The sequence below is a fragment of the Candidatus Poriferisocius sp. genome (genome assembly GCF_965219775.1).
In the GTDB taxonomy this organism is placed as follows: Bacteria; Actinomycetota; Acidimicrobiia; order Acidimicrobiales; family Bin134; genus Poriferisocius.
Genome location: NZ_OZ244793.1, coordinates 388,714 through 414,029 on the forward strand (window position 1 = coordinate 388,714; position 25,316 = coordinate 414,029).

26 protein-coding genes are annotated in these 25,316 nt (G+C 64.5%); 17 read left to right on the forward strand and 9 right to left on the reverse strand.

Translation table 11 applies throughout. The annotated features are described in order from the left end of the window. The first annotated feature begins 35 nt into the window (after positions 1-35). From ACOQPQ_RS01805 to ACOQPQ_RS01815, 3 genes are all read left to right on the forward strand, one after another. The gene (locus tag ACOQPQ_RS01805; protein WP_420637730.1) at positions 36-917 is read left to right on the forward strand and encodes a VOC family protein; all 882 of its coding nucleotides are present in this window, start codon (positions 36-38) and stop codon (positions 915-917) included. 101 nt (positions 918-1,018) lie between these two features. Next, on the forward strand, positions 1,019-2,440 hold the full coding sequence (locus ACOQPQ_RS01810; RefSeq protein WP_420637731.1) for an AAA family ATPase: 1,422 nt from the start codon (positions 1,019-1,021) through the stop codon (positions 2,438-2,440). After that, positions 2,437-3,069, forward strand: coding sequence for a hypothetical protein (locus ACOQPQ_RS01815; protein ID WP_420637732.1), 633 nt, complete (start codon positions 2,437-2,439; stop codon positions 3,067-3,069). Before ACOQPQ_RS01810 ends, ACOQPQ_RS01815 begins: the two co-directional genes overlap by 4 nt. Positions 3,070-4,075: 1,006 nt before the next feature. On the opposite strand, the gene ACOQPQ_RS01820 is transcribed toward ACOQPQ_RS01815, so the two are convergent. The 4 genes from ACOQPQ_RS01820 to ACOQPQ_RS01835 all read right to left on the reverse strand — a co-directional run bounded on the left by ACOQPQ_RS01820 (position 4,076) and on the right by ACOQPQ_RS01835 (position 9,967). After that, positions 4,076-5,023 (reverse strand): isopenicillin N synthase family dioxygenase, encoded by a 948-nt coding sequence (locus tag ACOQPQ_RS01820; RefSeq protein WP_420637733.1) that lies wholly within the window; start codon positions 5,021-5,023, stop codon positions 4,076-4,078. Between the two features lie 135 nt (positions 5,024-5,158). Further along, positions 5,159-6,319: an AAA family ATPase gene (locus tag ACOQPQ_RS01825; RefSeq protein ID WP_420637734.1), complete on the reverse strand. Its 1,161-nt coding sequence runs from the start codon at positions 6,317-6,319 to the stop codon at positions 5,159-5,161. A 329-nt stretch (positions 6,320-6,648) separates the two neighbouring features. Then, entirely contained in the window at positions 6,649-8,139 is a 1,491-nt protein-coding gene (locus ACOQPQ_RS01830; protein ID WP_420637735.1) for a UvrD-helicase domain-containing protein, read from the reverse strand. Then, entirely contained in the window at positions 8,114-9,967 is a 1,854-nt protein-coding gene (locus tag ACOQPQ_RS01835; protein ID WP_420637736.1) for an ATP-dependent nuclease, read from the reverse strand. Before ACOQPQ_RS01835 ends, ACOQPQ_RS01830 begins: the two co-directional genes overlap by 26 nt. Before the next feature lie 646 nt (positions 9,968-10,613). On the opposite strand from ACOQPQ_RS01835, the gene ACOQPQ_RS01840 reads away from it, so the two are divergent. The 3 genes from ACOQPQ_RS01840 (at position 10,614) to ACOQPQ_RS01850 (ending at position 12,803) form a co-directional block, all read left to right on the forward strand. Further along, the gene (locus ACOQPQ_RS01840; protein ID WP_420637737.1) at positions 10,614-10,796 is read left to right on the forward strand and encodes a hypothetical protein; all 183 of its coding nucleotides are present in this window, start codon (positions 10,614-10,616) and stop codon (positions 10,794-10,796) included. Between the two features lie 141 nt (positions 10,797-10,937). After that, positions 10,938-11,804, forward strand: a complete 867-nt coding sequence (locus ACOQPQ_RS01845; protein WP_420637738.1) for an SDR family NAD(P)-dependent oxidoreductase — start codon at positions 10,938-10,940, stop codon at positions 11,802-11,804. Positions 11,805-11,879: 75 nt separating this feature from the next. Then, positions 11,880-12,803, forward strand: coding sequence for a sterol desaturase family protein (locus ACOQPQ_RS01850; RefSeq protein ID WP_420637739.1), 924 nt, complete (start codon positions 11,880-11,882; stop codon positions 12,801-12,803). Between the two features lie 160 nt (positions 12,804-12,963). Here ACOQPQ_RS01850 and ACOQPQ_RS01855 read toward each other — a convergent pair whose 3' ends face one another. Then, positions 12,964-13,764: a hypothetical protein gene (locus tag ACOQPQ_RS01855; protein ID WP_420637740.1), complete on the reverse strand. Its 801-nt coding sequence runs from the start codon at positions 13,762-13,764 to the stop codon at positions 12,964-12,966. A 1,061-nt stretch (positions 13,765-14,825) separates the two neighbouring features. Between ACOQPQ_RS01855 and ACOQPQ_RS01860 the strand changes: the two genes are divergently transcribed. From ACOQPQ_RS01860 to ACOQPQ_RS01875, 4 genes are all read left to right on the forward strand, one after another. Further along, positions 14,826-15,254, forward strand: a complete 429-nt coding sequence (locus ACOQPQ_RS01860) for a hypothetical protein (protein WP_420637741.1) — start codon at positions 14,826-14,828, stop codon at positions 15,252-15,254. Continuing rightward, complete coding sequence (locus ACOQPQ_RS01865; protein WP_420637742.1) at positions 15,247-15,885, forward strand: hypothetical protein; 639 nt, start codon at positions 15,247-15,249, stop codon at positions 15,883-15,885. Before ACOQPQ_RS01860 ends, ACOQPQ_RS01865 begins: the two co-directional genes overlap by 8 nt. Positions 15,886-16,094: 209 nt before the next feature. After that, positions 16,095-16,307 carry a hypothetical protein gene (locus tag ACOQPQ_RS01870; protein ID WP_420637743.1) on the forward strand — a complete coding sequence of 71 codons (213 nt, stop codon included), beginning with the start codon at positions 16,095-16,097 and terminating at the stop codon, positions 16,305-16,307. A 383-nt stretch (positions 16,308-16,690) separates the two neighbouring features. Beyond that, positions 16,691-17,083 carry a helix-turn-helix domain-containing protein gene (locus ACOQPQ_RS01875; RefSeq protein ID WP_420637744.1) on the forward strand — a complete coding sequence of 131 codons (393 nt, stop codon included), beginning with the start codon at positions 16,691-16,693 and terminating at the stop codon, positions 17,081-17,083. Between the two features lie 207 nt (positions 17,084-17,290). Here the strand turns inward: ACOQPQ_RS01875 and ACOQPQ_RS01880 are convergent, their stop codons facing one another. Both ACOQPQ_RS01880 and ACOQPQ_RS01885 read right to left on the reverse strand, forming a co-directional pair. Then, complete coding sequence (locus ACOQPQ_RS01880) at positions 17,291-17,455, reverse strand: hypothetical protein (protein WP_420637745.1); 165 nt, start codon at positions 17,453-17,455, stop codon at positions 17,291-17,293. Between the two features lie 36 nt (positions 17,456-17,491). Next, positions 17,492-17,728: a hypothetical protein gene (locus ACOQPQ_RS01885; RefSeq protein WP_420637746.1), complete on the reverse strand. Its 237-nt coding sequence runs from the start codon at positions 17,726-17,728 to the stop codon at positions 17,492-17,494. Positions 17,729-17,929: 201 nt separating this feature from the next. On the opposite strand from ACOQPQ_RS01885, the gene ACOQPQ_RS01890 reads away from it, so the two are divergent. Both ACOQPQ_RS01890 and ACOQPQ_RS01895 read left to right on the forward strand, forming a co-directional pair. Then, complete coding sequence (locus tag ACOQPQ_RS01890; protein ID WP_420637747.1) at positions 17,930-18,361, forward strand: SRPBCC family protein; 432 nt, start codon at positions 17,930-17,932, stop codon at positions 18,359-18,361. Between the two features lie 139 nt (positions 18,362-18,500). Next, positions 18,501-18,629, forward strand: a complete 129-nt coding sequence (locus ACOQPQ_RS01895; protein WP_420637748.1) for a hypothetical protein — start codon at positions 18,501-18,503, stop codon at positions 18,627-18,629. Between the two features lie 157 nt (positions 18,630-18,786). On the opposite strand, the gene ACOQPQ_RS01900 is transcribed toward ACOQPQ_RS01895, so the two are convergent. Next, positions 18,787-20,208, reverse strand: coding sequence for a phosphotransferase (locus ACOQPQ_RS01900; RefSeq protein WP_420637749.1), 1,422 nt, complete (start codon positions 20,206-20,208; stop codon positions 18,787-18,789). Positions 20,209-20,294: 86 nt separating this feature from the next. Between ACOQPQ_RS01900 and ACOQPQ_RS01905 the strand changes: the two genes are divergently transcribed. From ACOQPQ_RS01905 to ACOQPQ_RS01915, 3 genes are read left to right on the forward strand one after another with little or no spacing between them, the layout of a single operon-like run. Further along, positions 20,295-20,777: a MarR family winged helix-turn-helix transcriptional regulator gene (locus ACOQPQ_RS01905; protein ID WP_420637750.1), complete on the forward strand. Its 483-nt coding sequence runs from the start codon at positions 20,295-20,297 to the stop codon at positions 20,775-20,777. After that, entirely contained in the window at positions 20,774-21,541 is a 768-nt protein-coding gene (locus ACOQPQ_RS01910) for an SDR family NAD(P)-dependent oxidoreductase (RefSeq protein ID WP_420637751.1), read from the forward strand. Before ACOQPQ_RS01905 ends, ACOQPQ_RS01910 begins: the two co-directional genes overlap by 4 nt. Before the next feature lie 15 nt (positions 21,542-21,556). Beyond that, complete coding sequence (locus ACOQPQ_RS01915) at positions 21,557-22,405, forward strand: TauD/TfdA dioxygenase family protein (RefSeq protein WP_420637752.1); 849 nt, start codon at positions 21,557-21,559, stop codon at positions 22,403-22,405. Between the two features lie 124 nt (positions 22,406-22,529). Here ACOQPQ_RS01915 and ACOQPQ_RS01920 read toward each other — a convergent pair whose 3' ends face one another. Further along, the gene (locus tag ACOQPQ_RS01920; protein ID WP_420637753.1) at positions 22,530-23,693 is read right to left on the reverse strand and encodes an iron-containing alcohol dehydrogenase family protein; all 1,164 of its coding nucleotides are present in this window, start codon (positions 23,691-23,693) and stop codon (positions 22,530-22,532) included. A 314-nt stretch (positions 23,694-24,007) separates the two neighbouring features. Here ACOQPQ_RS01920 and ACOQPQ_RS01925 point away from each other — a divergent pair, with 314 nt between their 5' ends. Both ACOQPQ_RS01925 and ACOQPQ_RS01930 read left to right on the forward strand, forming a co-directional pair. Next, positions 24,008-24,640, forward strand: coding sequence for a fasciclin domain-containing protein (locus ACOQPQ_RS01925; RefSeq protein ID WP_420637754.1), 633 nt, complete (start codon positions 24,008-24,010; stop codon positions 24,638-24,640). 161 nt (positions 24,641-24,801) lie between these two features. Beyond that, positions 24,802-25,314, forward strand: a complete 513-nt coding sequence (locus tag ACOQPQ_RS01930) for an RNA polymerase sigma factor (protein WP_420637755.1) — start codon at positions 24,802-24,804, stop codon at positions 25,312-25,314. Positions 25,315-25,316 lie beyond the last annotated feature (2 nt).

Sequence of the window (25,316 nt, forward strand, 5' to 3'; positions counted from 1 at the left end):
CCTGATTGCTGACCCCTCCGAAAAGGAAGCCAACCATGTCCGTCCTGTCCCTCGGTTACGTCCGGCTCGCCAGTCCCCATGTGGACGAGTGGCGGAAGTTCGCTACCGACGTGCTCGGCTTCATGCCCACGCACGGCCCCGACGCGACCGCGGCCTATTTCCGGTGGGACAACTACCCCTACCGCCTGGTCGTCTCCGCAGCGGACGCCGCGGGAGTCGACGCCATCGGCTTCGAGGTCGTCGATGACACTGACCTGCGGGCGCAGGTCTCTCGCCTCGAAGAGGCGGGTGTCGCCGTGAGACGGGGCTCCGACGAGGAAGCCGCCGCCCGTCTGGTGACCGGCTTCGTCTCGTTCGAGGATCCCGCGGGCACGCCGCTGGAATTCTACCACGGCCCCATCCGCAACGACCTTCCGGTGGTGACCCCCCTCGTGTCGAGTTTCGTGACCGGAGACATGGGATTCGGACACGCCGTTTTGAAGGTCGAAGAATTCGAGCCGGTCCTGAGTTTCTACCGAGAGGTGCTGGGCTTCCATCTGCGCAACACCTGGCACCTCGGTGGGATGTCGATGGCGTTCCTGGGTTGCAACCCGCGCCACCACACCATCGGCATCGGTGCCGGTCTGCCTCGGACCCATCCGCTCGGTCACATCATGGTCGAAGCGGCCACCATCGACGATGTCGGTATGGCGCAAGACCGTTGCCTCGACCAGGGAGTGCCGGTCCGCATGTGCCTGGGACGCCACACCAACGACGAGATGATCTCCTTCTATTGCCAAGCGCCCGACCCGATGATGGTCGAGTTCGGATGGGGTGGGCTCCGGGTCGAGGATCCCGAGCAGGCCGGCACCTACCAGATCTCCCGCCCGAGCTTCTGGGGCCACCGGCCCTTCCCGACCCCCGCTGACGGGCCCTGACCCAACGCCGGCGATTGCCGTGCCGGCCCGCCGACCCGCCAACAATCCGCTCCGCGTGCCGGGAGCGGCCCTACGGCAGGGCGGCGGGGTAGGCTCGATCCGTGCTCACTCGCCTCGAGGTGGACGGCTTCAAGAACCTCCGATCATTGAGCATTGACTTCGGTCCGTTCACCTGCATTGCGGGTGAGAATGGTGCGGGCAAGTCGAACGTCTTCGACGCCATAGAGTTTCTCAGCCTGCTTGCTTCTCGGACGCTGATGGAAGCCGCCCAAGAGGTGAGATCCACTCGCGATGACCGTACCGGCGACCCACGCGACCTGTTCTGGCGCGGTGCCGCTGACCGCCGCGCGAGAATGTTCTTCGGGGCAGAGATGATCCTACCGAGGTCCGTAGAGGACGACTTCGGCCGCGTTGCCGAGGCCTCGATCACGTTCGTCCGGTACGAGATTGAGATTGGCTACGAACCTCCGAGTGGGCTTGAGAAGCTCGGGAGGCTGGTCCTTGCTCGAGAGTCGCTCCTACCAATCAAAATCAGCGAGGGACCCAAGCGCCTTGGGTTCCCTCACAGGGCCTCCAAGTTTCGCGATGCGGTCGTCACCGGACAGCGCCGCAGCCCGATCATCTCTACCGAAGACCGTGATGGCGATCGCATCATCACAATCCATCAAGACGGTGGCAGCCGGGGCAAGCCGAAGCCCGCGTCTGCGACTCGTGCGCCTGCGACCGTCGTGAGCACGATCACCGGTGCGGAGCATCCGACCATTCTCGCAACACGACGTGAGATGCAGAGTTGGCGACGGTTGGCCCTTGAGCCGTCGGCGCTTCGCGCCTCGGACGGATACAGAGATCTGCGCCAGATGGCCGTCAACGGGCGCCATCTTCCCGGGACCTTGTTCAGAGTTGCTACTCGGCGCCCTGCGGAGGGACGGGAACCGGAACCCTCGGCCATCTACTCGCGGGTCGCATCACGACTCGGCTCGCTCACCGGCGTAGGGGTCAAGGGCATCTCCGTCGACACCGACGACACCCGGGAGCTCTTCACTCTCAAGCTCAGGGAGCGGAACGGGATTGAACTCCCGGCCAGGTCCTTGTCGGAGGGCACGCTGAGGTTTCTGGCGCTGGCCGTTCTGCTTGAGGATCCCGAAGCGGAAGGAGTCATTTGCATGGAGGAGCCGGAGAACGGGATCCACCCTGCCAACCTGGAGGCGATGGCCGAGTTGCTGCGCGACCTGGCTGTTGATCCCACGGAGCCCCCTGGCGATGACAATCCCCTCCGCCAGGTGATCGTGAACACCCACTCGCCCGCGCTCGTTCAGTTGTTGGAACCAGCGGAGTTGTTGTTCGCAACCACTCGCGCCGTTAAGGATGCGGACGGTGTTGCCCGGGTGCTGCGACTGGCACCGCTGAGCGAAACGTGGAGAGCCGAGCGGTCAGCCGAGCCACCAGTCGCGAAGGCCGAAATTCTTCCGTATTTGACCAGTCCTCCGGGTTCACAGCTCAGGCTCGACAGCATCCCTGCATGATCCGCCGTGCTGTCTTTCTGGCTGACGGATCGTCCGACGTCCCTCTCGGTGATCACCTTGAGACCATGTGCGCTGAGCGCGGTGTCGAGGTACGGGTAGCCACTCCTGACCTGAGGCGCCTCCCGAAGCATCCGGGGCATGGGGTCGCTGACCGCTTGAATGCAGTACTTCAGCTCGATGAGGCTGGGTTCGATCTTGTGTTCGTTCACCGGGACGCCGAGAAACAAGACCCGCAGGTCCGGGTCGACGAAGTACGCCGGGCGGTTCGCGAAGTCCGCGCCGATCTTCCGGCCGTACCCGTCGTGCCGGTTCGCATGACCGAGGCGTGGCTTTTGCTCGACGAGTCGGCCATTCGGCGCGTAGCCGGCAAGCCCGACGGCAGGATGCCCATCGGGCTACCGCAGATGGCAAGAGTCGAGAAGCTCCCCGACCCGAAGTCCACGCTCAGGCAAGTACTCGAGGCTGCCTCAGGCCTTGAGGGCCGCAAAATGAAGCTGTTCAAGAGTCGCTTTGGGGAGCACCGTCGGCTCCTACTGGAGCGACTGGACATTCATGGTCCGGTGCAAGACCTGTGCGCGTGGCGCGCCCTCGAAGCATCCCTCGACGAAGCGCTGGCGAGCTTCTCCTAGCGGTCGGAAGCTCAGGGTGCTCGGGGTTCACCCACGTCGAGCTGGTTGACATGGCCGGCAAGTCCGGCCTGCAGTCTCCCGGAATTCGGCTTGGATCCCCGGTGCAGTCCACGCCCGGGTCTTGCACTGTGACGGAAAATCGTTACATTATTTTGTCATGAAGCCATCAGTGTTCTCCACGGTGGCGTCTGATGTCGCTGCGCTACCCGAGCGATCGTTTGTGCGTGGCAGCGATTTCAGCGCGCCTCGCGGGCCGGTGGACACTGCGTTGTCGCGTCTGTGCGCTGCTGGTGCCCTGTCGAGGGTTCGCAAGGGTCTCTATTGGAAGGGTGCCGATACTGCGTTCGGCATGTCTCGTCCTTCGCCAGGTGATGTTGCGCTTGAGGTCGCAGGTCCCGGTTCTGGCCCCGCGGGGGTGGCGGCCGCGCGCTGGTTGGGGTTGACGACACAGGTTCCCGCGATCTTTGCCACGGCGGTTCCCATCCGCGCGCCCAAGGGGTGGAGGTCCGTGACGTTCTGTCAGCGCACTTTCTCGCGTCGGCTCCGCGACCTCTCGCCCACCGAGGTAGCGCTCATCGAGGTCTTGCGGGCAGGGCCGGCAGTGGTCGACGGTCCGTGGGAGTCGGTTGGAGTGACCGCGTCTCGGCTGGCCGCGGAGGGTTCGATCCGGATGAAGATGGTTGAGGAACAGATCGGCGATGAGCCGCACCGCGCCACACGCGAGCGATGGAAGGAGCTGATCGTTGGGCAACCAAGCCTCATCCCGCCAACGGCTGCATGACCTGGCAACTGCTCACCGACCCTGGTGCGATCGGCGTCGCTGCGTCGCGCATTGAGGAGACCGCTGGGATTCCCGCAGCCCATCTTGAGAAGGACTTCTGGATTACCGAGGCGCTGCGCACCGCAACGACCCAGGCGTGCTCCGCAATGGCGCCTTTCTTGAGCCAGGAGCCCGAGCTGGCACACTCCCCGAAGGTCTCCGACTCTGCTGAGAGTGTTCGGCGATTCAGACGGTGGCCTGGAACTTGCGCATGAGCCATGGCCCGGCGGTGACCGGACTGTGGCGTGGTTCCTCGCACGGCTCTAGACATGTCGGGAGGCACTCGATGCGGGCATCCCAGTTCGCCATGTGGAAGAACGCGAACGAGTGCCGCTCCAGGGTGCCCGGCACGACTCGGTGCAGGGTCGAACGCCACCGGTCGTTGGTCCACTGTGCGATCGTGTCGCCCAGGTTCACGACGAAGAAGTCGGGGTCGGGTGTGATGGACCGCCACTGGCCGCCCGCGTCCTGGACCTCCAGCCCCGGCACATCGTCGGTGCGCAGGATCGTGAACGTGCCGTAGTCGGTGTGGGCGCTGGCGCGCAGCGCCTGGCCCGTGGGCGCCGAGGTTGCCGGGTACCGAATCGCCCGCATGGACGTGATCGGCCGGTCGACGAACCTCTCGAAGTAGGTCGCGGGCAGGTTCAGAGCGAGCGCCATCACCTGCAACAGCCGCTCGGCGACGGCGCTCAGCGCCTGGTAGTACGCGGTCCACGCGGCCCGCATCTCGGGCACCTGTTCGGGCCAGAGGCTTGGGGAGTAGATCCACTCCTCTGCGGGCAGTGGCTTGCGTGGTGCTCCGCAGTCGGGGCCGACCGCCAACGACTCCTTGAGGTCGGGCTCCGCCTCGCCGTCGTCGAGCGACCGGGCCAGGGTCTCGGCCCTGAACCCCGAGTAGCCGTAGGGGTAGCCGGGTTCGGGAAAAGCAATCGCTCGCTTGACCTCGTCAGGGAGGTCGAAGAACCGGATCGCCGCCGACCACGCCTCGTCACGGACCTCGGCGTCGACGACGTCGATCGGAACTCGGAAGAAGCCGAGGTCGCAACACGCCCGGTCCATCGCTGCAGCCTGCGTCCCAATCGGCGCATCGAGATCAACCACTCCCAGCCTCATCGAACCGGCAGGAGCCGTCATGAGAGGCAAGGCTAAGCGACATCCAAGATCGATGAAGCAATTCCGGCGGGGGAGGCGTGAGACCGGCCCACCTGTCAGTGGTCTTTGGGATTCGCTCGGAGGCGGCCAGTCGAACCGCTCGCTGGTGGGGTTCGCTCAGTCGTGTGACCTGCGTTCTGGTGGTGGCTTGGGTGAGGCGGATGCCGTCGCTCTTTCGGACACACGGCGGATGGCGGATCCAACTGTTGGGTGGGAGACTCCGAAGACCCTTGCAATCTCGCGGTTCGAGAGATTCCACCGAGAACTGAGTTCACTCATGGCAAGGTCTCGGTCGAAGTCGTGCGAAGCAGATTCCAGCACGCGCTCGAGGAGCGACCGATCAAACGGCACATCCGAGGTGAGCGCCTCGCGACGAGCGGACCGGAATACCCGCCCGATGTCAGCCGGGCTCAGCCGGGCCGTCGCGTCGGACATCATTGTGGCGACCCACTCGGGAACCCCGGAGCCCTCGAGCAGGGATTCGAGGAAGCGTCTGCGAACTGAGTCCCTCGGATGATCGATATCGATGATCATCTCGAACCTTCGGGATACGGCAGTGTCGAGGAGGTGGGCGTGGTTGGTGGCAGCGATCAGTAGGCGGTTGGCAGGCCAGTTGTCGAGTTCCATCAGCACCACGTTCACGATGCGCTTCAACTCACCGACATCGGTTGAGTCGTCGCGTCGTTTGCCCACCGCATCGAACTCGTCGATCAGAAGCACACAGTCCGTGTCTCGACCGACTCCCATGGCGTCGCGCATGTTCTTGCCTGTGCCACCTAGCAAGCTGGAGATGACCTCGGCGAGGTTGACCGTCGCCAGCGGCAGTTCGAGACCGGCGGCCACGTGGTGAGCGAGGAGTGTCTTGCCCACGCCGGGCGGGCCGCTCAGCAAAACGGTGTTGGCCGGAGCGAGGCCCGCTTCGGCCAGGCGCTCCCGCTGAGTCCACTGAGCAAGCAACTGGTCAAGGAGTCTCTGTACCGATTCCTCCAGGAAGATCGCCGGGAGGGCTGCGGTGTCCGGCGACGACCACTCGACGAGGTGCTCGGTTGGTCGTGGCTCAGCCGACACCGATCTCAGGTTTGCTCGCGCCGTGCCGTCGACGATTGCTTCTCCGAGTCGCTGCCGGAGGTGCTCTCTGTTCGGCAGGTCTTCCGGGAGGGAGCGAAGGATGCGGTTGGCGAGTTGTCGTACACCCGCTCCGTTGCCGCCCACGCCCACCCTCACCAGGTCTACGAGAGCCGCTTCAAGTGAGTGGTAAGAGTCATTTCCAATAGCCATGACCTTACCAGTATGAATCGGTCAGTCAATGGAAATAGTGCTCTAGGAACCACAAGCAAGTGGTAAAAACTGTGGTCACACCCCTGGCCATGTCCACGAAGGGGCGGCTCTAGGAGCCCATCACCGCACCCGCAGCGGACTGAGCCCGGAGGCCGTGGGTGCTGCCTTCTTCCCCGGGGTGAGGCTCAGCAGCTCCGCCCTCCCAAGGACCGCTGACCACCTCGCCGAGCTGCTGTGCCTAACCGCTGGCTGGCGTTACGAAATTTCGGGCGTGTGAATGCGCAGCGGTCGGGACGACCGGACAGTCGCCTCGGTGTCTGGACAGGCCGCTAGAGCGGGCGGAGCTGCGTGCTCAGGATGCCTCGAGTGGAACCTACGTAGATCTTCCGATGGTCCTCGATCTGCGGGTCGAGTCCCTGCGCCAACGCTGCACGGGATTCAACATTGAGAGCGATATGAACGTGTGGCCACTCCTTGCCCTTCGCCTGGTGGAAGGTCAACCCAGGGACGTAGCACTTCTCGGTAAGGAGCCAGTACCTGAGGAGGTCAAGCCGGTCTAGGCGGCTGGAGCGTCGTGCTGCAGGGAGGGCGGGCTTGCGCTCCCCGCCGACCTTGGTGGCGACGCGAAGCGCCTCCATCACTTCCTCACGGGGGACCGCGGGGTCTCGTAGCTGTTGCAGGGGAACGTCCAGATCAATCTCTTCACGGTCGCGCCGGAGGCACCGAGCAGCCTCTGCTTGCCCCAGTGCTGCGACGCCGAGCCTTGCCTGTGCAACAACGTTAAGGAGAAGGGCGATTGCCGCATCAGTCTGGCAGTCGAGTTGACCAAATGACAACGGAATCGCATCCGGCCCAGAGGCGGGAATGTGGTCCCATTCGGCTGCGAGTACGACGTCGGGCTGAGTCATTGCGTTCGGAATCGATACGGCTTCTCGAGCCCTCAGCGATCGAGCGAGTTCTATGGACTCGCTCGTCTTGAAGCGGAACGAATTGGATATGGAATATCGGTCAAACGGGTAGTCATCGAGGAGGTCGTGAACCATGTCCGGGCGGGCGCCTCGCCACTCGTAGAGCGCCTGCCACGGGTCTCCGACGAGGGTGACGTTCAACCCGGCCTCGATGCACCGGCGCACGAGGTGTGCATCAAGGCCGTTGAGGTCGAATACCTCGTCGACGATCAGATGGTGGTACGTCCGCGCGAGGTAGGTGTCGATAGCATGTCGAAGATCAGGCTTCCCGAGAGCTAGGCCCACAATCTGACGGATCTCGTCGTGAGTGCAGACGCCATTCAACAGGCGCTCCATCCAGTCGTCCTTCCTTCTGTAGGGCATGCCCCAGCAAGCCCGTTCGACACGCCGGTAGTCCGCAGCGAGGGTCGTGCCGTTCATCCCGATCTCCCAGCGTTGGTCTTGCTGCCCGCCCGGCGACACTCGAGTGGCGCCACGCTGTCTAGCCCAGGAATCGATCACTTGGGGCCGCTTCACTTCAACCGGCCAGGTGACGAGGCCTGTCAGGAGCAGGTACTCGACCACACAGCGATGGAGTCTGTCCATCGTGGCCACCCGATTTGGAGAGTGAAGACTCCTGGTGCCCCAACGAGCTGCTGTTCGGATTCGCAACTCTGCTACCGCGCTCCTGGCGAAAGAGACAGAGATGATTCCTCTTGGCTCGAGCCCATTGCTACGAGCGTGGTGAAGCACTCCGAATCGTTCTACCGCAACGGTCGTCTTGCCCGAGCCGGGGGCGGACTCGACGAAGCTCAGCTGCGATGTGTTGAGCAGTGCGCTGCGCTGCTCAACACTCAGCCTCGGTCGGCTCATCGGCGTCCGCTTCCTCTTCGTCTTCAGACACTCCCGAGTTGCGCGCGACGAATCGTCCCCAAAGAAAGTCAAACGCGTCGGAGAAGTGGACTGGTGCAGTCGCTTCGATGCCATTTGTCTCAAGCAGGTCAACCACAGCTTCGGCAAAGTCTGCCTTCTTGCCGGACCCAGGCCCCTCCTTGGCGAAGTACTCGGCGACTGTCGAAGGGTTGAGCTTGCCCAAGTCGGCTCCGATGTTCTTGAGGGCTGCCATAACAAGTTGCTCGTTGCCCGCGACGAGGGACGGCTCGAGGGTCGGGTCGCTGAGGAAGCAGGCAACCACTTGCTCGTCGAAGTCATCGAGCCAGCTGGGGGTCCCCAGTTTGTCGGCATCGCCAAGAATGACAAGCCCGTCGACGAGTTCAAAGTCGCGAGTCGCTAGGAACCGGGGTATCCAGTCGCCGATCCGGCCTCCTGCGATCGTGATGGTTACCGAGTCAATGAACCGCGACTTGTGCTCATCGCTGGCCGCCCATCGATGGCCGAAAGCGCGGAGCAGAAGTGCGTCCGTAATGCCCTCAACGACGACAGAGATAGGCGAAAAGAGCGCCGCTGACTTGGTCACGTCGAGATGGCGGTTGGCCATTCGCAGGACCCGTGCCCGTTCGCTCTCACCGAGCGGAAGCTCACTTGGCAACCGAGGCGTAGTCGTCTCGCCGGACCGACGGAGGATCACGAGTTCCTCACACCTGGCGGCACTGATGATTTCGCTGGAGTGGGTCGTCATCACGATCTGCAACTCTGGCCGATTTTCCACTACACGTCGAAGGTGGCGTGCAAGCCCGTGCTGAAGCTGTGGGTGTAGATGTGCTTCGGGTTCTTCGATGACCACCGTGACGTGTGGCGATGGGGGAAAGAGCGAGTCAAGCTCCGTCTCGGACTCTTCGTTGGCTGCTTCGATCTCATCGATCTGGGCATCGGTGGCATCACCGTCGGGCTCCCCAGCTTGGGCCATGCCCGGGGTGTCTTTGGGTGACTCCTCTGCTTTGTGTTCCCCTCCAGGAATCGCAGACAGGATGACCGCGAGGTGTAGAAGATTGACGTAGCCAAGTGCCGATATTTCTAGACGCTCGGCCAGGTGTCGCTCATCGACCGTTGCAAGGACGAACTCGAGAACCCGAGCAAGCAGATCGTCGTCAACGTGTGCTCTGCCTAGGAACGGGAAGTGCGGACTGACCGCGCCGGCGAGTTCGTTGACCTCGCTTCGCACCCGTTGTTCCAGGCTCTGAATGAGTGGGTCATCGCGGAGCTGATCCAAGAGTGCGCCGACGGTCGTCCGCACCGCGGTGAGTTGTCGGTGACCGCTGCGCCTCTCCATCTCAGCTCGAAGGGCCTCAACGATGAGCCGGGCTTCTCGTCCAGCCAGTTCATCTATGGGACGTCGATCGGCCCTGAGAAACAGTAGGACTAGTGAGTCGATCGCATCATCGTGTGCATCCTCGATCGTCTTCGCCCGCACGCGCCCCATTGATGGCTCGAGCTGACGGCGAAGAGACGGAGCCTCCTCGCCGTTGTTGCGCTCGATCGACCATCGTGGATGGGGCTCAGGGTCTTCGTACTGGAAGTGGACCGCGACAGAGCGTTCTGCTCGCGGCTCGAGAGCCGCAGCGATAGGCCGAGGGATCTGAGGGAACACGTGGCGGTGGGAGAGATACATCGCCTCAGAAACGGTGGTCTTGCCTGTCCCGTTCGCTCCGACGAGCACACTGAAACGACCGGGGAACTCGCATACGAGATCACCACCCACGGCGGCCCGGTAGCCCTTGACCTCGACGCGCCTCAGAAACATCGCTGCTCGTGGTGCATGACGTGCTGTTCCATAACACCATCGTCGCGCACGCACAGACGGCTCAGCGGATTTGGACTCAGGTTCTCATCTGCGGCGGTTCCAGGGCGGTGAACGGCCGTGAGTGCTTTGGGTTTCTCGCGATCTGTGCTCGGTGATCGTCTCTCTGGTGGGGGCGTTGGCCTGGTGGCGTTAGGTTTGCTCGTTCCCCTTCCATGGGGTTGGGTAGTCCCCCGATTACGCTCCTGCTCCCGGAGGCGCCCCTTGCGACGCGCACGCGAATGCTGGTTCCGCTGGTCCCAACCCGCGCAAAGTCCGGCACCCAGCTGTCTGGTCTGGCGAAACCACTACTGAGGAGTCGCAGGCGCATCGGTCCGGCAGGGAAGCCGTGAAGGAATCGATGGTTCCATTGACCCTGAGATCGAGGTTCAGGTCGAAGACATTGTCAATCCAAAGACTGAGCCAGCCGTCGGGTGTGAACTCTCGGTGCCGCAGGATGACGGGGATTTCATCCACCCCGTAGGTGCTCGGCGATGGCCTGGGCGTGTGCGGTACCGCTCCTTGACCACGTATGCGGACCAAGTGGAGCCGCTTGGGCGGCGCCCCCGCCAAGTTGGCGAACGACTCCACGCCGGCGATCACCGCGCCGATGAGCGCCTCCAAGCTGGTCTCGGGCGTGGCCCGGATGATGTCGATGGGCACCATTGGCGGGAAGGCGTGGAGGGTGCTGCGGAGCGGGAGGCTGGTGTGGTCGAGACGCTTGGCGGGAGTGCTCGGTGTCGACAAGGTGGGTCCGGCGGAGGTGGTGTCGCTGGTGGTGACGGTCGGGTGATGATCAGGTCGGTAGGGTCGTCGCCATGAGACTTCCACCATCGGACGCCATCTGGTCGCTGACCATCTACCTCGCACTCACCGCCGACCACATGGGCTACGTCGGCGAGCAGAACGACGACCTCCTGGCCGTCGCCTCCTAATGCCGGTCGCGATCGTCACCGGGGCGAGCCGAGGCATCGGTGCGGGCATTGCTCGGCGGCTGGTGGCTGAGGGCTGTGATGTCGCCTGCGTGGCCCGGACGTTGGCCGAGGGGGACTCGCATCTCGACGGGTCGTTGCAGCGAACCGTCGATCGCCTCACGGAGGCGGGGGGACGCGCCCACGCCGTCGTCGCCGACCTCTCGGCCCCGGACTTCGACGCCCACGGGTTGGTCTGCGAGGTCGAAATCGTGCTCGGTCCGGTGGATTACCTGGTCAACAACGCGGCGGCGGCGTTCTACCCGAGCTACCTCGAGACGCCCCGCAAGCGGATGGAGGTGTCGTTCCGGGTGAACGTGGTGGCACCATGGCTGCTGGCCCAGGCCGTTTTGCCGGGGATGATCGAGCGGGGCACGGGTTCGGTGCTGAACCTCACGTCGCAGACGGCGATCATGCCTCCCGGCCCGCCGTTCAAAGTCGCACCCCAGATCGGGGGCGCGACCTCCTACGGTGGTTCCAAGGCGTGGCTGGAGCGGGCCACGGTCGGTGCGGCTGCCGAGCTGTACGGCACCGGTGTGTCGCTGAACTGCCTCTCGCCCGACACGTCCGTCATCACCGAAGGCAGCGATGCCCTCGTCGATCTGTCGGCCTACCCCAACGAGCCCGTCGACACGATGGCCGAGGCCGCCTGGGCGCTGCTCACCGGAGACCCCGAGGAGTTCACCGGCCGCGTCGAGTACGCGCTCTCCCTGCTTCACCGGCTGCAACGACCCGTTATGCGGCTGGACGGAAGCGGTCTGCTCGAGGGCTGGCAGCCACATGAGTTCGACACTGCCTACCTGATCGCCCCCGGAGGCGACCGACCATGACCATGTTGGGCCTGTCGGGCGAGGAGCGGGCGCTGATGCGCGATCACTCCAGGGCGAGGTAGGGGAGTTGGCCACATGATGGACACCGATGGCCTGAGCGGATCCGAGTTGGTGTTCTTTTGGCGCGTCGAGGAGTGGTACCAGTGGTTCGGGCTCTTCATGATCATCGTCGTCGCGGCGTTCGTGATCTGGGAGTTCCGGGCGCGCTGGCGACGGGGCGAGCCGATGAAGCCCTACACGCTCGACTCGCTTTCGTCGGGGGCGACGTTCTTCATGCTCGGCCTGGTCAGTGTGTTCACCCTGTTGGCCACGGTGGGGCGCCACATCCACGACAACTGGGCCATCTGGAAGACCGGGATGAACATCTGGGCGCTCATCGCGGTGTTCGTCGCCGCGGACCTCGTCTACTTCTTGATCCACTGGGCCTTCCACCGGGTCAACCTCTTGTGGGCGACGCATTCGGTGCATCACAGCTCCCCGTACTTCAACACCCCGATGGCGTTCCGGTTCGGCCCCCTCGACAAGGTCGTGAACGACATCGCCCACCTGCCGCTCGCCCTGTTCTTCGACTGGAGGCTCATCATCATTGCCGCCGTCTCCAACCAGGGCTACCAGGCGTTCATCCACAACCCCGAAATCGGCAAGCTCGGGTTCCTGGAGAAGTTCATGAACACGCCGTCCCATCACCGGGTACACCATGGTTCCGACCGGAAGTACCTCGACAAGAACTACGGCGGGATCCTCATCATCTGGGATCGCATATTCGGCCAGTTCCAAGAGGAGCACGAGACCCCGATCTACGGAATCACGAAGCCGATTAACTCGTTCAACCCCTTCATTGTGTGGTTCAACGGCTTCACTCGCCTGTGGACCAAGACTCGAACGGCGTCGGGCCCACGAGAGGTCCTCAACTGCATCGTGAGGCCACCGGGCTGGCAAACCCACCAAGAGGCCCGGACCAGGGCCGCCCTCGAAGGAGCCCCGGTCGCCAGCGGATGAAACTCCCGTCGTATCCGTTACTGCCTCAGCTTGGCCAGCGTGGGCTGCGTCTCGAGTCCCGACTCTCGACGCCCTCGCCACAACCCCTTGAGCCAGACCGAAACCACCGAGTGATGAGCTACCACGTACGCTCCACCATCCGACCTTGCCCCAGCACGCGTCATCTTTTCGGCTCCATGAAGTCGGCGACCCAGGCACCGATCGCCATGATGGCGCGCTTGGTCACTCCGAAGCTGCTTTGCAGGTTGTGATTGAAGCCGGCGACGTAGATGTCGCGTCCGAGGCTCACGCCCCCCACTGATCGAATCGTGCCGGTGTAGGCGTAACCCTTCACCGGGGCGCCTCTCGACCTAGGGAGATCCCACTCGGGCATCTCATGATCCTCCAGGTCGGTACCTGCGACCTGCTCGAAAGCAGCTACGACCGAGCGTCCGTTGAGGATGAGGTGACCGAGACTGGAGTCGCGCAGCAACATCCCCATTGGCTCAGCGGAGAGCCTCACCAGGTGTTGCCTCTCTGCCACCGGGAGGTTGCCCCACTTGGTTGTGGTGGCGTAGGGGACCAGATCAAGATGGCAGGCCATGTTCCTACGTTGGCCGTAGAACGACGCACCGGAGTCCGACAGCATCCGCTCCAATGAACCGAACCACCGGTGGTAGGGGTTCCCGTGGAAGTAGCGGCAGCAGGCAGCGACCATCGATTGGACTTGCAGGGCGTCGACTTCATTCCAGCTCCCGCACCCCATCGAGCTGAGCGTCGGAAGACGCCTCTCTGCACCAGCGAGCTCAGCTCCAGCACGGTCGACAAACTCAAGGTTGCTGGGATTCAGTCCCACGGTCCCCACCGAGGCACCTGGCAGATCCCCGAAGAACGGTACCGGGCATGCCGAGTCTAAAACCGAAGTCCCCTCGAGCGCCCCCTCAGCGAGACGGCGGACAAGCATGGTCATCGCTACGTACAAGGGACTCAACTCTAGGGAAGCCTGTGGCACTCAGATGCGCCGAGCGCGTCCGACGCCAACGCAATCCCCATCCACGCCATCTCATGAGTCCGGCCCCGTCAACGGAGAGCACAAAGACCGAAGGCGCGCTGTCGATGGTCTCTTGGATTCGGGCGATGGCGGCCAATGGAACCGCGCGGCGGCCAGCGTAGCCGCGCAGTGGTGAGATGGATTCAGTGGTGATACCGCATCTGGAAAGTGGCGTGGGTGATGTGGATGCTCTCACCCTCGATGAGGTCGTGGTGGGCATGCCGACCAGCCTGGTTGAGCTACACAGCGGGCCAGTAGAGGCCCTTTGGCCGATTGCCTACTCGCTCCCTCCTGCGGCAAGAAGGGGCCAGCGCGCACGCGATGTAGGGTTCTCGGTCAAGTCGAACGGCCAGGCCGTCACGAAATTGGGTGTTGGGCCTTGCAGCGCCGCCAGCCGTTGCCGTCGGGCCGGTGAACTCCGACGCCGGACAAACGGCAAGATCTTGAATCGGCGAGGGGTTTATCTGTGGCGGCTACGAATTCTTGCAATTCCTGTAGTGATCATTCGTTGCGGCGTCGGCTGGCCCTAAGAAATACGACTGGCCTTCTAGCTGATCTGCGACACTGAAGTAGGATCTGATCTTGTATAAATACCGCTCGTGCGACATCTGTTCCTGAGGCTGTTGTGTTGCAAACGCTACTCTGTGTGGCATACTACAAACATGTCATTAGATCATGTTGCGACACCTCGCGAGACGGTCGCCAGCCTACTCGCATCAGCGAGACGCCGCGGGCTGAATGCCTCCGTGCCGATTCGACGCGAGTTCGTCCAACTCGGCCCCCAGTCTACCCCTGCACCTGGCGTCCTCGCCCAACTCCTCCACAACGGCGACCAGCGCGGGCTCGATCTGTATCTGATGCTCAAAGCGGTCGCTAGTTCGCCGCCCTACAATTCTCATCGCAGCGCCAGTGTTTGGGCCCGGGCCCTTCGCCACTGCTCCGAGACGGCCTCGCCCCAGACGGTTTCGAAGATCTGGCGGCGGCTTGAGGGGATGAAGCTGGTTTCGAGGGGCCGTACCGGGCGCCTTGCCAACATCACCCTGCTCCGAGAAGACGGTTCGGGGGATCCTTATGTCCATCCTGCTGAATCACGGCATCCCTATCTGCGGCTCCCCGTGGCCTACTGGCTCAATGACGATGAGAAGTGGTGTTCGACGTTGCCGCTGCCTGCGAAGGCGATGCTGCTGATCGGGTTGTCGCTACGCCCGGGGTTTGTGCTTCCAGTAGAGAAGGCCCCGGACTGGTACGGAGTGTCCGCGGACTCGGCTCAGCGAGGCTTCGCCGAACTTGAACGGCGGGGAGCGCTGGAGCGGCACCGTGTCAAGAAGAAGGCTCCGCTAGCTCCTCTCGGTTTCACCACCGATAGCCGCTTCACACTCCTCGCAGACTTCGCTCGACCGATGGGTGACGGCCATGGATGATCAACTTTGCGGCTTCTTGGATGAGTCCAAGAAGCCAGTTCGTGATCCGCGGACGAGGCGGGAGTCAGGAGCCGGGGACTTCTACGTCGTGGCTGCCGCGGTGGTCTTGCAGGGTCACCTCGAGGAAACCCGCTCTGAGCTTCGTGGCTTGGCCGACGTACTGGGCGCGGATCTGCACTACAACGAACTCGGACGAGACCGCCGTATCGAGGCCGTGGAGCGCATTGACGCAATCCCCTTCTGGGACGGTTACCTGTTCGAGACGGCCCAGCCTCTCACATCGCGTCACAATCCTGAGCGACGCCTACGAGACCACACCATGGCTGCGGCGTTCATTGCCCTGGGCGCGGACGAGGGTGTAGAGCACCTCGTGTTAGAGACTCGTGGCAAGCCGTCGATGGGTTTCACTCAACTCGATCAGCAGGACCACCGGGTTCTGCAACGCCTGCGAAACAAGAAGGAAGTGCCGTACACGTTGTCGATCAGCCACGAAACCAAGACCGAACCGCTGCTGTGGCTCGCCGACGTAGTGGCCGGAGCCCGGTCAGATCATCTGTGCAAAGTGTATGACGAAATCTATCCCCTGCTCTGTCACCGCATTCGTCGCGTGCACTCGGTGCTCGACCGATGAGCCCCAAAATCGCAGCGGCCCCGGGACTACGATCCGTAGCCAATCCGGGGCGTACTTCCGATGAGGCCCTCGCGGGTAGCTCATCAGCCGACACCATTATCGGCCAAGATCGAGCCAAGTGCAAGCACAACCCTGCAGATTCTCGTCGATCGACTCTCGTCTCCAGGTTTCGAAGAGTGGCAATTGTGATGTCGCGATAGCATGACACCATGCGTAGGCGAACCACCACGGTGCGAATGCCCGAGGGCCTGGCCGAGAGGGCCGACGTGGTTGCTCGGGGCAGAGGCATCAGCGTCAATGCCCTGATGCTTGAAGCGCTCGAAGCCGAGATCGAACGGGTCCGCCGAGACGACGACTTCATGCAACACCTCCGAGAACTGACCGAACGCGACAAAGAAATCCTGGACCGCCTCGCCGAGTGAGGTACCTCACCTTCAGTGAGGTACTCAGAGCCATCAAGTGCTGCCGGAATGGGTCGCCGGGGTTGCGGGTGCAGAAGGGGGCTTGGGGTTAGGGGCAGTTGTGGGTGGCGGGGGAGGCGAAGGTCGCCAGGTCGTGAGGGCCGCTAGGGAGATCTCCGTGGGCATGGTCAGCTCGGGCGTATGCCAGCAACCGACCATCCCTTCCGAGAGGGCTGCGGGTACTGGGGCTTGCGAAGAATCCGTCATGCTCTTTGTTGCTGGGGGGTAGCGACTATGTGTTGAGCCTCATATGTGTTAGACTGCATTCTCCATGGAGGTCCGGTACCACCCGCTGTTCACTCGCTGGCTTGAGGAGCTTGTGGAAGAACATGAGGAGGTGTTCGGTGAAGTCATCCAATACTCCTGAGGACACGGCCAAGGCCGCTGGCTCTCCTATCACCGATGATGAGTGGGAGCAGTCAGTGTCGGATCACGAGCGCTTCAAGTCCCTTCTTGAGGCCAAGCCGCAGGCAAAGGCTCGCTACGACGCGTTGCTTGCTGAGATCAGTGGTCGCCAGGCCACTTTGCGTAGGCTTCGACTAGCGCGTTCGTTGACGCAATCGACCGTTGCCGAGTTCCTCGAGATGGATCAGTCCGAGGTCTCTCGGCTGGAACGTCGCAGCGACTTGCTTTTCTCCACCCTCAAGCGGTTTGTGGAGGCCACCGGTGGGGAGATGCACGTTTTCGTCACCTATCCCGAGGGAGGGCCTGTGGAATTGCTCGTTGGCGAGGACTGAGCTCGCCTCGGTCTCCAGCCTTCCACCTCCCCTTTTCCCGAGGCCGGCCAGCTTCTCGTCCACGACTTGTCCACCTAGCATTGACGGCAGAGGAACTGCCCATGGCTTGCGGCTGCAAAGGGGGAGCCCTGGGTCATGATCAGGGGTGGATGGTGGGGAAAGCTGCCTACGGTCTATGGGATTCGCGCAGTGGCGGCCAGCCGACGACTACTGATCCGCAGTGGGCGACTCGGGTTTGTTCTTGATGCTTGGGGCGAGCTTCTTTGCCTTGGCGACATCAGCCCTCAATGGCGTCCCGACCTCGTCGGTCAAATCGGCGAGGTATCGGTCGGCCTCTTCGAGCAGCTCCTGGCGTCGCAACTCTGCTTTCACGGTGGTCCCCCCACACTGACTCCTGCTCAGGGTTGGTCAATCGGTGATGATGTCGGCGAGGTCGTGGCGCAGGCGCTCGTAGTCGACGGGGGGTGCGGTTCGGAAGTGCTCAATGGCTGCTTCGGCCCGCACGAAGCGGCGCCGCCCCGGAGTGCTCAGCTCGCCAAGCGGTTGACCCTTCTGCGTGTCAGCGGAATTTGTGCCTTCGGTGAGGCCGCTCACCAATTGCCTGCTGTTGCCGCGGCTCTCCCCGTGGTTGGTCTCGGCATCCATCCCCAAGAGCGTGTCACATGGAGCGACCAACTTGGCCCGGATAAACGCGGCGGCAAAGGCCGTTCACGGAACGGGAATCGTCGGTCGGGGCCAAGTGGGTCTGGTGGGGGGCCCGGTGCTTCGGCGAGGGTTGTCAGGTCGTGGGGGTGGCGGGGATGGGCGTAGCCTGGCAGGGTCCACGGACGGGGAGGAGGTCACATCGTGACGACACCCATTGCGGCCACCGCCGCTGTCGAGATCGCCCGGCCTGCCGGTGAGGTCTGGGCGAAGCTCCGCCGCTTCGGCGATCTGGGCTGGGCCGGGGACGCCATCGCCGAGGTTCGACTGCGCGAAACCGACGAGGCGCTCATCCGCGACGTGCGGGTCGCGGGCTCCGACGAGTTGATCAGCGAGCGGTTGGTCGAACGCGACGACGACGCCATGACCTTCACCTACGCCGTGGACGGCCTCATGATGGGCATGGCCGACTACGTCGCCTGTTGCGGGGTCCAGGCCGTTGACGACTCCTCGTGCCGGGTGTCGTGGGACTGCTCCGCCTCCACCACGGCCGATTCGCCGTCGGCGGGTCAGGAAACCCTCGAGGGCATGGCCACCGGCATGGCCCACCTGTTCGCCGCCAGCTTCGCCGGCTGACGGTCGTGTTCCGACGCGACCAGAACGGACTGTGTTGCGGCAGCCTGCCCCAAGCGGACTTCGACGCGCGGGTCGATGCCTCCCCGGCTACGGTGCCGGGCGCGCTCCGGCCGTTCTGAACGCGCTCTGGGCCGCCGGCGTGAGGGCACCGATCACCATCGAAGTGTTCAGGACCGAAATCATGACGCTCCCCGCCCGCGAAGCCGCCGAGGCCATTGCCCGATCGGTGGACGAGCTGTTCGGCACCCCCGCAGCCCCGCAGCCATGACCCAGCGGTAACGCCACCACGAGAGCGAACTTCCCGCCACCGATGCGTGGGCCGAGGGGCAGGCTCGGGGTGGGGGATAGGAGTGGACGGCGGGGTCAGCGGCTCTTTGGGTCCAGGTGTCTTCCGGGTCGTCCTCCGTGCCATCAAATGGCAACGGCTACGACTGCAGGATCGGTTCGAGTCGGTGGAAGAGCGGGTTGGTCTCATCCGGTTCGGTACCGGCGATGATCATGCACATTCGCAGTGATCGCCGGTGCATGGCGCCGATCAGCTCAGCGTCGTGGGCCGCATCGTTCCGTTCGATCACCCCGGTGATGGCGTCATCGGCCGAGGGCAGGTCGTCATGGGTCTCGCCCGTGATGGCCTCGATGTCGGCCACCGTCTCGCGCTCGAACCAGGCACGGTATCGGGCATGGTTCAACAGGAACGAGGGGATGCCCTGGAGGAGATCCCGTTCCCACTCCGCGAAGGCCGTGGACGTCGGGAGGCGCCCGATGTCGTTGACCAGCTTGGTCAGACCGGACTCCTCGAGGGGGCTGATCGATCCGGCCGGCAGGGGGAGATGGTGGTCGAGGGCCACCCCCTCGTATTCGGCGACGGCCTCGAGGGCCCGGCGGGTGATGTTGGCGGTCTCGAGCAGGCCCTCCATCCAATTGGCGCCCTGCGTGTCGGGGTCCATGAACCACTTGCCCGCGATCGCGGAGAGTTGCAGGAAGTTCGCGGTGTGGTAGCAGACGAGCCGGGGGTCGACCGGCTCCCCGCTTGCCTCCTCGTAGCGCCGATACAGCGCAGGGATGTCCCCCATGTTCTCGTAGGGGTGGCGGCCCCGAAAGCAGGCCAGATCCCAGTGGTTGTCACCCACTGATGCGATCTCGAAGTCGGTCAGGGCGGCCACCTCGGGGCCGGCCGACATGAACTGCCCCGCATCACCGGTGATGAAGCTGGCCTCGGTGCGGTGCTGGGGGACGTTGCGGCGAAGCCACGACTGGATGAACGCCAACGGCGGGTCGATCACGTTCGTCTGTTCGCCACTGCGGTAGTAGCGCTCGGTGTCGCGGAGGGCGACCTCCTCGGCCGACACCAGCTCTCGGAAGCCGCGAATGTGGGTGAACTCGCTCACCGGCACGGCGTGCATCTGCGCCAGATGGTCCATGTAGCTGAGCATCGCCTGCCAACGCTCGTCGCTCATGGTGGTGGGGTTGTCGATGGCGGTGTGGATGTAGCCGAGGTCGCGGGCGTCGGTGTCGACGCACTCCATGACGATCGCCTTGGGTTCGTCGATCCAACCGTAAACGTGCGGGACCCGGATGCCGTTGCGCTCCAAGGCCTGGAGGATCAGCATCTCGTTGTGGAGGATGTGGGGGTTGGTGATGGGCCGATCGCCGCGAACGAAGACCTTGTTGGTCTCGCCGTCACGCTCGTAGGTCACCTGCCACTGCGGCCGCCAGCGCGGCTCCCGCTCCATGTCGGTCACCTCACCGCCGAGGTGTTCGCGAATCCAGGCCCGAATGGCGGCGTGCTGTGTGGCCTCCACCTCGTCGAGGTCCGGCCCCGCCGTGTGGTCGGTCGGCTCGTTCATCGGGTCACCCCCACGGTGCTGTTGCATGAACTGGCGGGAGCCATTATGCTCAGGTTGCCTGAGTAAATCAACCGGGGGTGCTCAGCATGGATCCGGGACCGCAACCGGCACGAGACGTCATCGGCGCCCAATTGATTCTGCTCGTCGAGGACTTCAAGCAACGCCACGAGCAGCACATGTCGGCTTCCAACGCGGGTCGCATCCGCTTCCGCTACGGCAAGGTCATGTTCCACCTCGACCAGGACTACGGCACCCGCCTGGTCGACCTGGCCAAGCTCAACGGCGTGCGGATCCAGTCGATGGCCGAACTGGTCGACGACATGGAGGCCCAGGGCCTCGTGGTCCGAGAGCCCGACCCCGACGACGGCCGAGCCAAGCGAATCCGCTACACCGACGCCGGTCGAGCGCTGCTGAACGAATCCACCGCGGCCAGCCTGGCCATTTGGGACGATTGGGCGGCCGTCATCGGCGTTGACCGGCTCGAATCCCTGCAGCGAAGCCTGGCCGACCTGACCGACTATCGCGCCGGGTCGACCGCCCTCGCCGAGTCTCCGGAGGAATTGTCATGATGCTCGAGGGCAAGGTCGGCCTCGTCACCGGGGGTGGTGACGGCATCGGTCGCGCCACGTCGATCATGTTTGCCCGAGAGGGCGCCAAGGTCGCCGTCGCCGGAAGAACCCTCTCCAAGGTGGAGGACACCGTCGCCGAGATTGTCTCCTTCGGGGGTGAAGCGGTCGCCATCGGCGCCGACGTCTCACGCGAGGACGAGGTGAAGCGGATGGTCGAGGCCACGATCGAGGCGTTCGGCCGTCTGGACTGCGCCTGCAACAACGCCGCCGGTGGCGGCGGCTTTCGCCACCTGCACGAGGTGGACGAGAAGAACTGGGAGCTCACCCATCGGGTCACGCTCAAGGGTGTGTGGCTCGGACTCAAGTACCAGATTCCCGCAATGCTTGAAACCGGGGGAGGGGCGATCGTCAACATCGCCTCGCTCTCCGGGGTGAAGGGCGAAGCCCTGCAGGCCCCCTACAGCTCAGCCAAGGGCGGGGTGCTGGCCCTCACCAAGACCGCCGCCGCCGAGTACGCGCAGCAGGGTGTGCGAATCAACGCCATCAACCCCGGCGGCATCTTGACCCGGGCGCTCAAGGGCTACCTCGAGACAGTTCCCGGTGCGGAGGAGCACACCGTCAAGACCCACGCCATGCGACGGTTCGGGCAACCCGAGGAGGTGGCCGACGCCGTCGTCTACCTGTGCTCTGACCGGTCGTCGTTCATCACCGGCCACGCCCTCAACGTGGACGGCGGAACCATGGTCAACCCCCACATTCTCTGACAAGGAGGCACTGCAGTGCGCATTGAACCGACAGCCACAACCCTGGGGGCCGTTGTCACCGACATCGACCTCCGAGAAGAGATCACCACCGCCGACGCCGACCAACTCCGCGCCGCCCTCGACGACCGGGGCGTGCTGGCGTTTCCGGGCCAACACCTCGAGGACGACGACCTGGTTCGGGTCGGCCGCATCTGGGGGGACCCGTACCTGCATCCCATCACCGAACTGCTCGGCAGCGACGAGGCGGTCGGGGTCATCGTCAACGACGGGGACCGCCCGGCGGCCGAAGTCGGCGAACTCGGGTTCCACACCGACTACACCTACAACCATGAGATCCCCGACGTTGCGCTCCTGCGGTCGGTGGTCGCGCCGCCCTTCGGGGGCAACACCGTGTGGGCCGACACCCGGGCCGCCGCCCGCGGCCTCGACCCGGCGATGCGGGCGCAACTGGCGGGCATGACCGCCTATCACCACGTGGAAGAAGGGATGCTCGAGGCGCTCCGGGCACGCTATGACGCCGAGACCGTGGCCCGATTCGACCAACGATTCGGCGACGGTCAACGCCACCCGGTCCTGGCCGTGCATCCTCGTACGCAGGACGAGGTGCTCTTCGTCAATTGGGGCTTCACCCGCCACCTCATCGGCCGCCCCGAGGGCGACGGGCTGCTGGATGAGCTGTTCGCCGTGTTCGGCGACCCGGCCATCCAGTTCGAGCACTCCTGGACCGAGGGTGACCTGGTGATCTGGGACGAGCACCGGACCGTACACCGCGGTCCCTACGACTTCGGCACCCACCGCCGCGAACTCCACCGCTGCACCGTCGGCCGACACGTACCGACCGCGGCGGCCAAACTCGCCGTCTGACCACCCTTGAACACGGCCCTCTGATCACGTTGGGGCATGGCCCATCGGTCGTGCTCGGAACCGATGGCTGAGGGGTGAGTCGCTACCGGCTACCCGGCCGCCTGGCCAGCAAGCCGAGTCACCGTTACATGGCCAGTTCGTAGAGGGCGCGGACCTCGCCGCGGGTGGGGTAGCGGGGCGTGCTCAAGATGATGAGGTCACGCAGGGCGTCGGTGGTCAAGATGTCGAGGTCGTCGGATGTGACGCCGAAGTCTGTGAGGCCGCGGTTGGTGCCGACCGTGGCCGACAGCGCTTCGACCGCCTCGATGGCCGCCGCCGGGTCGGGTGCGGTACCGAGGGCGGCGCCGACGTCGGCGTAGCGGTCGGGGACGGCGTCGATGTTGAATCGCATCACGTGGGGGAGCATGGTGGCCAGGGTCTGCCCGTGGGCGACCCCGAAGGTGCCCGAGATGGGGTGGCCGGTGGCGTGGCACAGGCCCAGGAGCGGCCCCGACGAGAAGGCCCGGCCCGCCAGGTGGGAGGCGATCTGCATGGTGGAGCGCGCTTCGAGGTCGGTTCCGTCGGCGATGACTCGGGGCAGGGCCCGCCCAGTGAGGCGGATGGCGTGGAGTGCGAGGCCGTCGGCGTAGGGGTTCGAGGCGGTGGATGTGTACGCCTCGATGGCGTGGGTGAGAACGTCCATGCCGCACGCCGCGGTGGCCTGCACCGGAAGCCCCACGGTCAAGGTGGGGTCGAGCACCACCACGCGGGGCAGCACGTCGGGATGGCTGAAGATCAGCTTGCGGTGGTCCTCGCTGCGGGTGATGAGCCCGCCGCCGTTGGTTTCCGATGCGGTGCCCGAGGTGGTCGGAACGGCGATGGTCGACAGGCACGGCGCGGTCGGCTGGGCGGCGGGCGCCAGGGTGGCGAAATCGATGTAGTCCTCAGCGTCGAGCTCGGGAATGGACGTGAGGCGCACGTCGTCGATGCCGGAGGGGGCGGCCATGGCGATGTACTTGCCGCAGTCCATGACCGATCCGCCCCCGACGAGCACGACCACGACGTCGTCGGTGCCGAAGTCCCGGATGGCCGCGACCCCGGCGGCCACGTTGGTGTCGCTCGGGTTGGGGTCGACGCCGGTGAAGGCCGTCCATTCGATGCCGTCGTCGGTGAGGGCTGCGGTGGCGGTGTCGAGAATGCCGGCGGCGCTGAGGCCGGGATCGCTGACCACGAAGGCCCGGTTGGCGTGGGCCCGGACGTGCTGGGCGAGTCCGGTGACGCTGTTCTCACCCACGACCGTGGTCGGCATGGGGGTGAGGGTGAAGGGTGTCATGTGCGTTGGTCCTCCCTGGGATGCGGAAACGGCGGGTCGCCTGCCCGACACTACGCTACCCAATCCCGGATTCGCCCCTGATCCAGGGCGGGCCGCTGCAGGGGGCGCGTGAGCCCCATACTGCCGCCGGGAGCCGGTGGTAGATGGCGGGTAGTCGCCAACGCCGGTGACCACGGGGTGGAGGCCGACCATCCCTAGCCGAGCCCGCAACCGTTGTTTGGGGTGGGGTGCATCCAAATGCGGGGTGCAAACCGTAATGGGTAGTGAAGTCCAACAATCGGAGGATCATCATGTCCAGAAAACTCCTGTCGCTGCTGGCGGCCCTGCTGGCTCTGTCGCTGGTTGCGGCGGCCTGCAGCAATGACGACGACGCCGAATCGGCCGACACCGGCCCTGACGCTGCTCAGTCCGAACCGGCACCCGCCGAGGAACCTGCCGAGGAGCCCGTTGAAGAACCTGCTGCAGAGCCCGCCGAAGAGGCTGAGGAGCCTGAGGCCCCGGGGACGGTTGTGGAGGTTGCCGTGGGGTCGGGTGCGTTCCCGACTCTGGTGGCGGCGGTGCAGGCGGCCGGTTTGGTGGAGACGTTGAGCGGGCCCGGCCCGTTCACCGTGTTCGCTCCCACGGAGGAGGCGTTCGCGGCCGCGTTGTCGGCGTTGGGACTGACGGCGGAGGAGCTGTTGGGTGACACGGAGCTTTTGACCGCGGTGCTCACGTATCACGTGTTGCCGCTGGCTGCGCCCGCTGAGGTGGTCGTCACGCTGGACGGCCAGAGCGTCGCCACGGTCGGAGGCGCAGAGGTTACGGTCACCGTCGACGGCGACACGGTGATGGTCAACGACGCCACCGTGGTGACCGTCGACATCGAGGCGTCCAACGGCATCATCCACGTCATCGACACCGTTCTCCTGCCCCCCGCGTCCTAGCGGGGCCTTGCTCTCGGCGGGCGGACGGCCGTCCCCCCCGGCCTCCGCCCGCCGCAACCCCCTCCACCGAGCAGGTCCTGTCGATGCTCAGTCTCCGCGACGACGAGGCGCGTTGGTACGGTTGGGACGTGGGCCGTTCTACGAGCCTTCCTGTTGACGACGTGGAAGGACGCTTCGCCGGGGGAGGCGAGCGGGCGCTGGAAGACGCCTACGCCTTGCACGGTGGCCTCGTTTACACGTTCTGCCGCCGGACGGTGGGGGAGTCCCTGGCCGAGGACATCACTCAGGAGGTGTTCATCAGGGCTTACCGGAAGCACCATCAGTTCAAACCCGAAAGAGGCACCCTCGCCGGCTGGCTGATCGGCATCGCCAAGAACCTGATCGTCGACCATTTCCGCGCCGAGAAGCGCCATGCGTTGCGGCGGGTCGGCCAGGAGGAAACCGAAGCCACGCTGGAGTCGCAGATCGAGCAGGCCGGCGAAAAGCTGATGATCGCCGAAGCGCTCCGACGCCTGCCCGAGCGGGCTCGCTGTGTGATCGCCCTGCGATACTTCGACGACCTCACCCACCATCAAATTGCCGAACGGCTCAACTTGCCGCTCGGCACGGTCAAGAGCGACCTGCGCAGGGGGCTGGCTCAGGTCAGACGTCAACTGGAGTCGGCACATGAGTGAAG

Excerpts from the sequence above, each read along its gene's own strand:
- ACOQPQ_RS01805 (WP_420637730.1), top strand. The coding sequence starts at position 36 with ATGTCCGTCCTGTCCCTCGGTTACGTCCGGCTCGCCAGTCCCCATGTG.
- ACOQPQ_RS01815 (WP_420637732.1), top strand. The coding sequence starts at position 2,437 with ATGATCCGCCGTGCTGTCTTTCTGGCTGACGGATCGTCCGACGTCCCT.
- ACOQPQ_RS01820 (WP_420637733.1), bottom strand. The coding sequence starts at position 5,023 with ATGACGGCTCCTGCCGGTTCGATGAGGCTGGGAGTGGTTGATCTCGAT.
- ACOQPQ_RS01825 (WP_420637734.1), bottom strand. The coding sequence starts at position 6,319 with ATGGCTATTGGAAATGACTCTTACCACTCACTTGAAGCGGCTCTCGTA.
- ACOQPQ_RS01830 (WP_420637735.1), bottom strand. The coding sequence starts at position 8,139 with ATGAGCCGACCGAGGCTGAGTGTTGAGCAGCGCAGCGCACTGCTCAAC.
- ACOQPQ_RS01835 (WP_420637736.1), bottom strand. The coding sequence starts at position 9,967 with ATGTTTCTGAGGCGCGTCGAGGTCAAGGGCTACCGGGCCGCCGTGGGT.
- ACOQPQ_RS01840 (WP_420637737.1), top strand. The coding sequence starts at position 10,614 with ATGAGCGCCTCCAAGCTGGTCTCGGGCGTGGCCCGGATGATGTCGATG.
- ACOQPQ_RS01845 (WP_420637738.1), top strand. The coding sequence starts at position 10,938 with ATGCCGGTCGCGATCGTCACCGGGGCGAGCCGAGGCATCGGTGCGGGC.
- ACOQPQ_RS01850 (WP_420637739.1), top strand. The coding sequence starts at position 11,880 with ATGATGGACACCGATGGCCTGAGCGGATCCGAGTTGGTGTTCTTTTGG.
- ACOQPQ_RS01860 (WP_420637741.1), top strand. The coding sequence starts at position 14,826 with ATGAAGCTGGTTTCGAGGGGCCGTACCGGGCGCCTTGCCAACATCACC.
- ACOQPQ_RS01865 (WP_420637742.1), top strand. The coding sequence starts at position 15,247 with ATGGATGATCAACTTTGCGGCTTCTTGGATGAGTCCAAGAAGCCAGTT.
- ACOQPQ_RS01870 (WP_420637743.1), top strand. The coding sequence starts at position 16,095 with ATGCGTAGGCGAACCACCACGGTGCGAATGCCCGAGGGCCTGGCCGAG.
- ACOQPQ_RS01885 (WP_420637746.1), bottom strand. The coding sequence starts at position 17,728 with ATGGATGCCGAGACCAACCACGGGGAGAGCCGCGGCAACAGCAGGCAA.
- ACOQPQ_RS01900 (WP_420637749.1), bottom strand. The coding sequence starts at position 20,208 with ATGAACGAGCCGACCGACCACACGGCGGGGCCGGACCTCGACGAGGTG.
- ACOQPQ_RS01905 (WP_420637750.1), top strand. The coding sequence starts at position 20,295 with ATGGATCCGGGACCGCAACCGGCACGAGACGTCATCGGCGCCCAATTG.
- ACOQPQ_RS01910 (WP_420637751.1), top strand. The coding sequence starts at position 20,774 with ATGATGCTCGAGGGCAAGGTCGGCCTCGTCACCGGGGGTGGTGACGGC.
- ACOQPQ_RS01920 (WP_420637753.1), bottom strand. The coding sequence starts at position 23,693 with ATGCCGACCACGGTCGTGGGTGAGAACAGCGTCACCGGACTCGCCCAG.
- ACOQPQ_RS01925 (WP_420637754.1), top strand. The coding sequence starts at position 24,008 with ATGTCCAGAAAACTCCTGTCGCTGCTGGCGGCCCTGCTGGCTCTGTCG.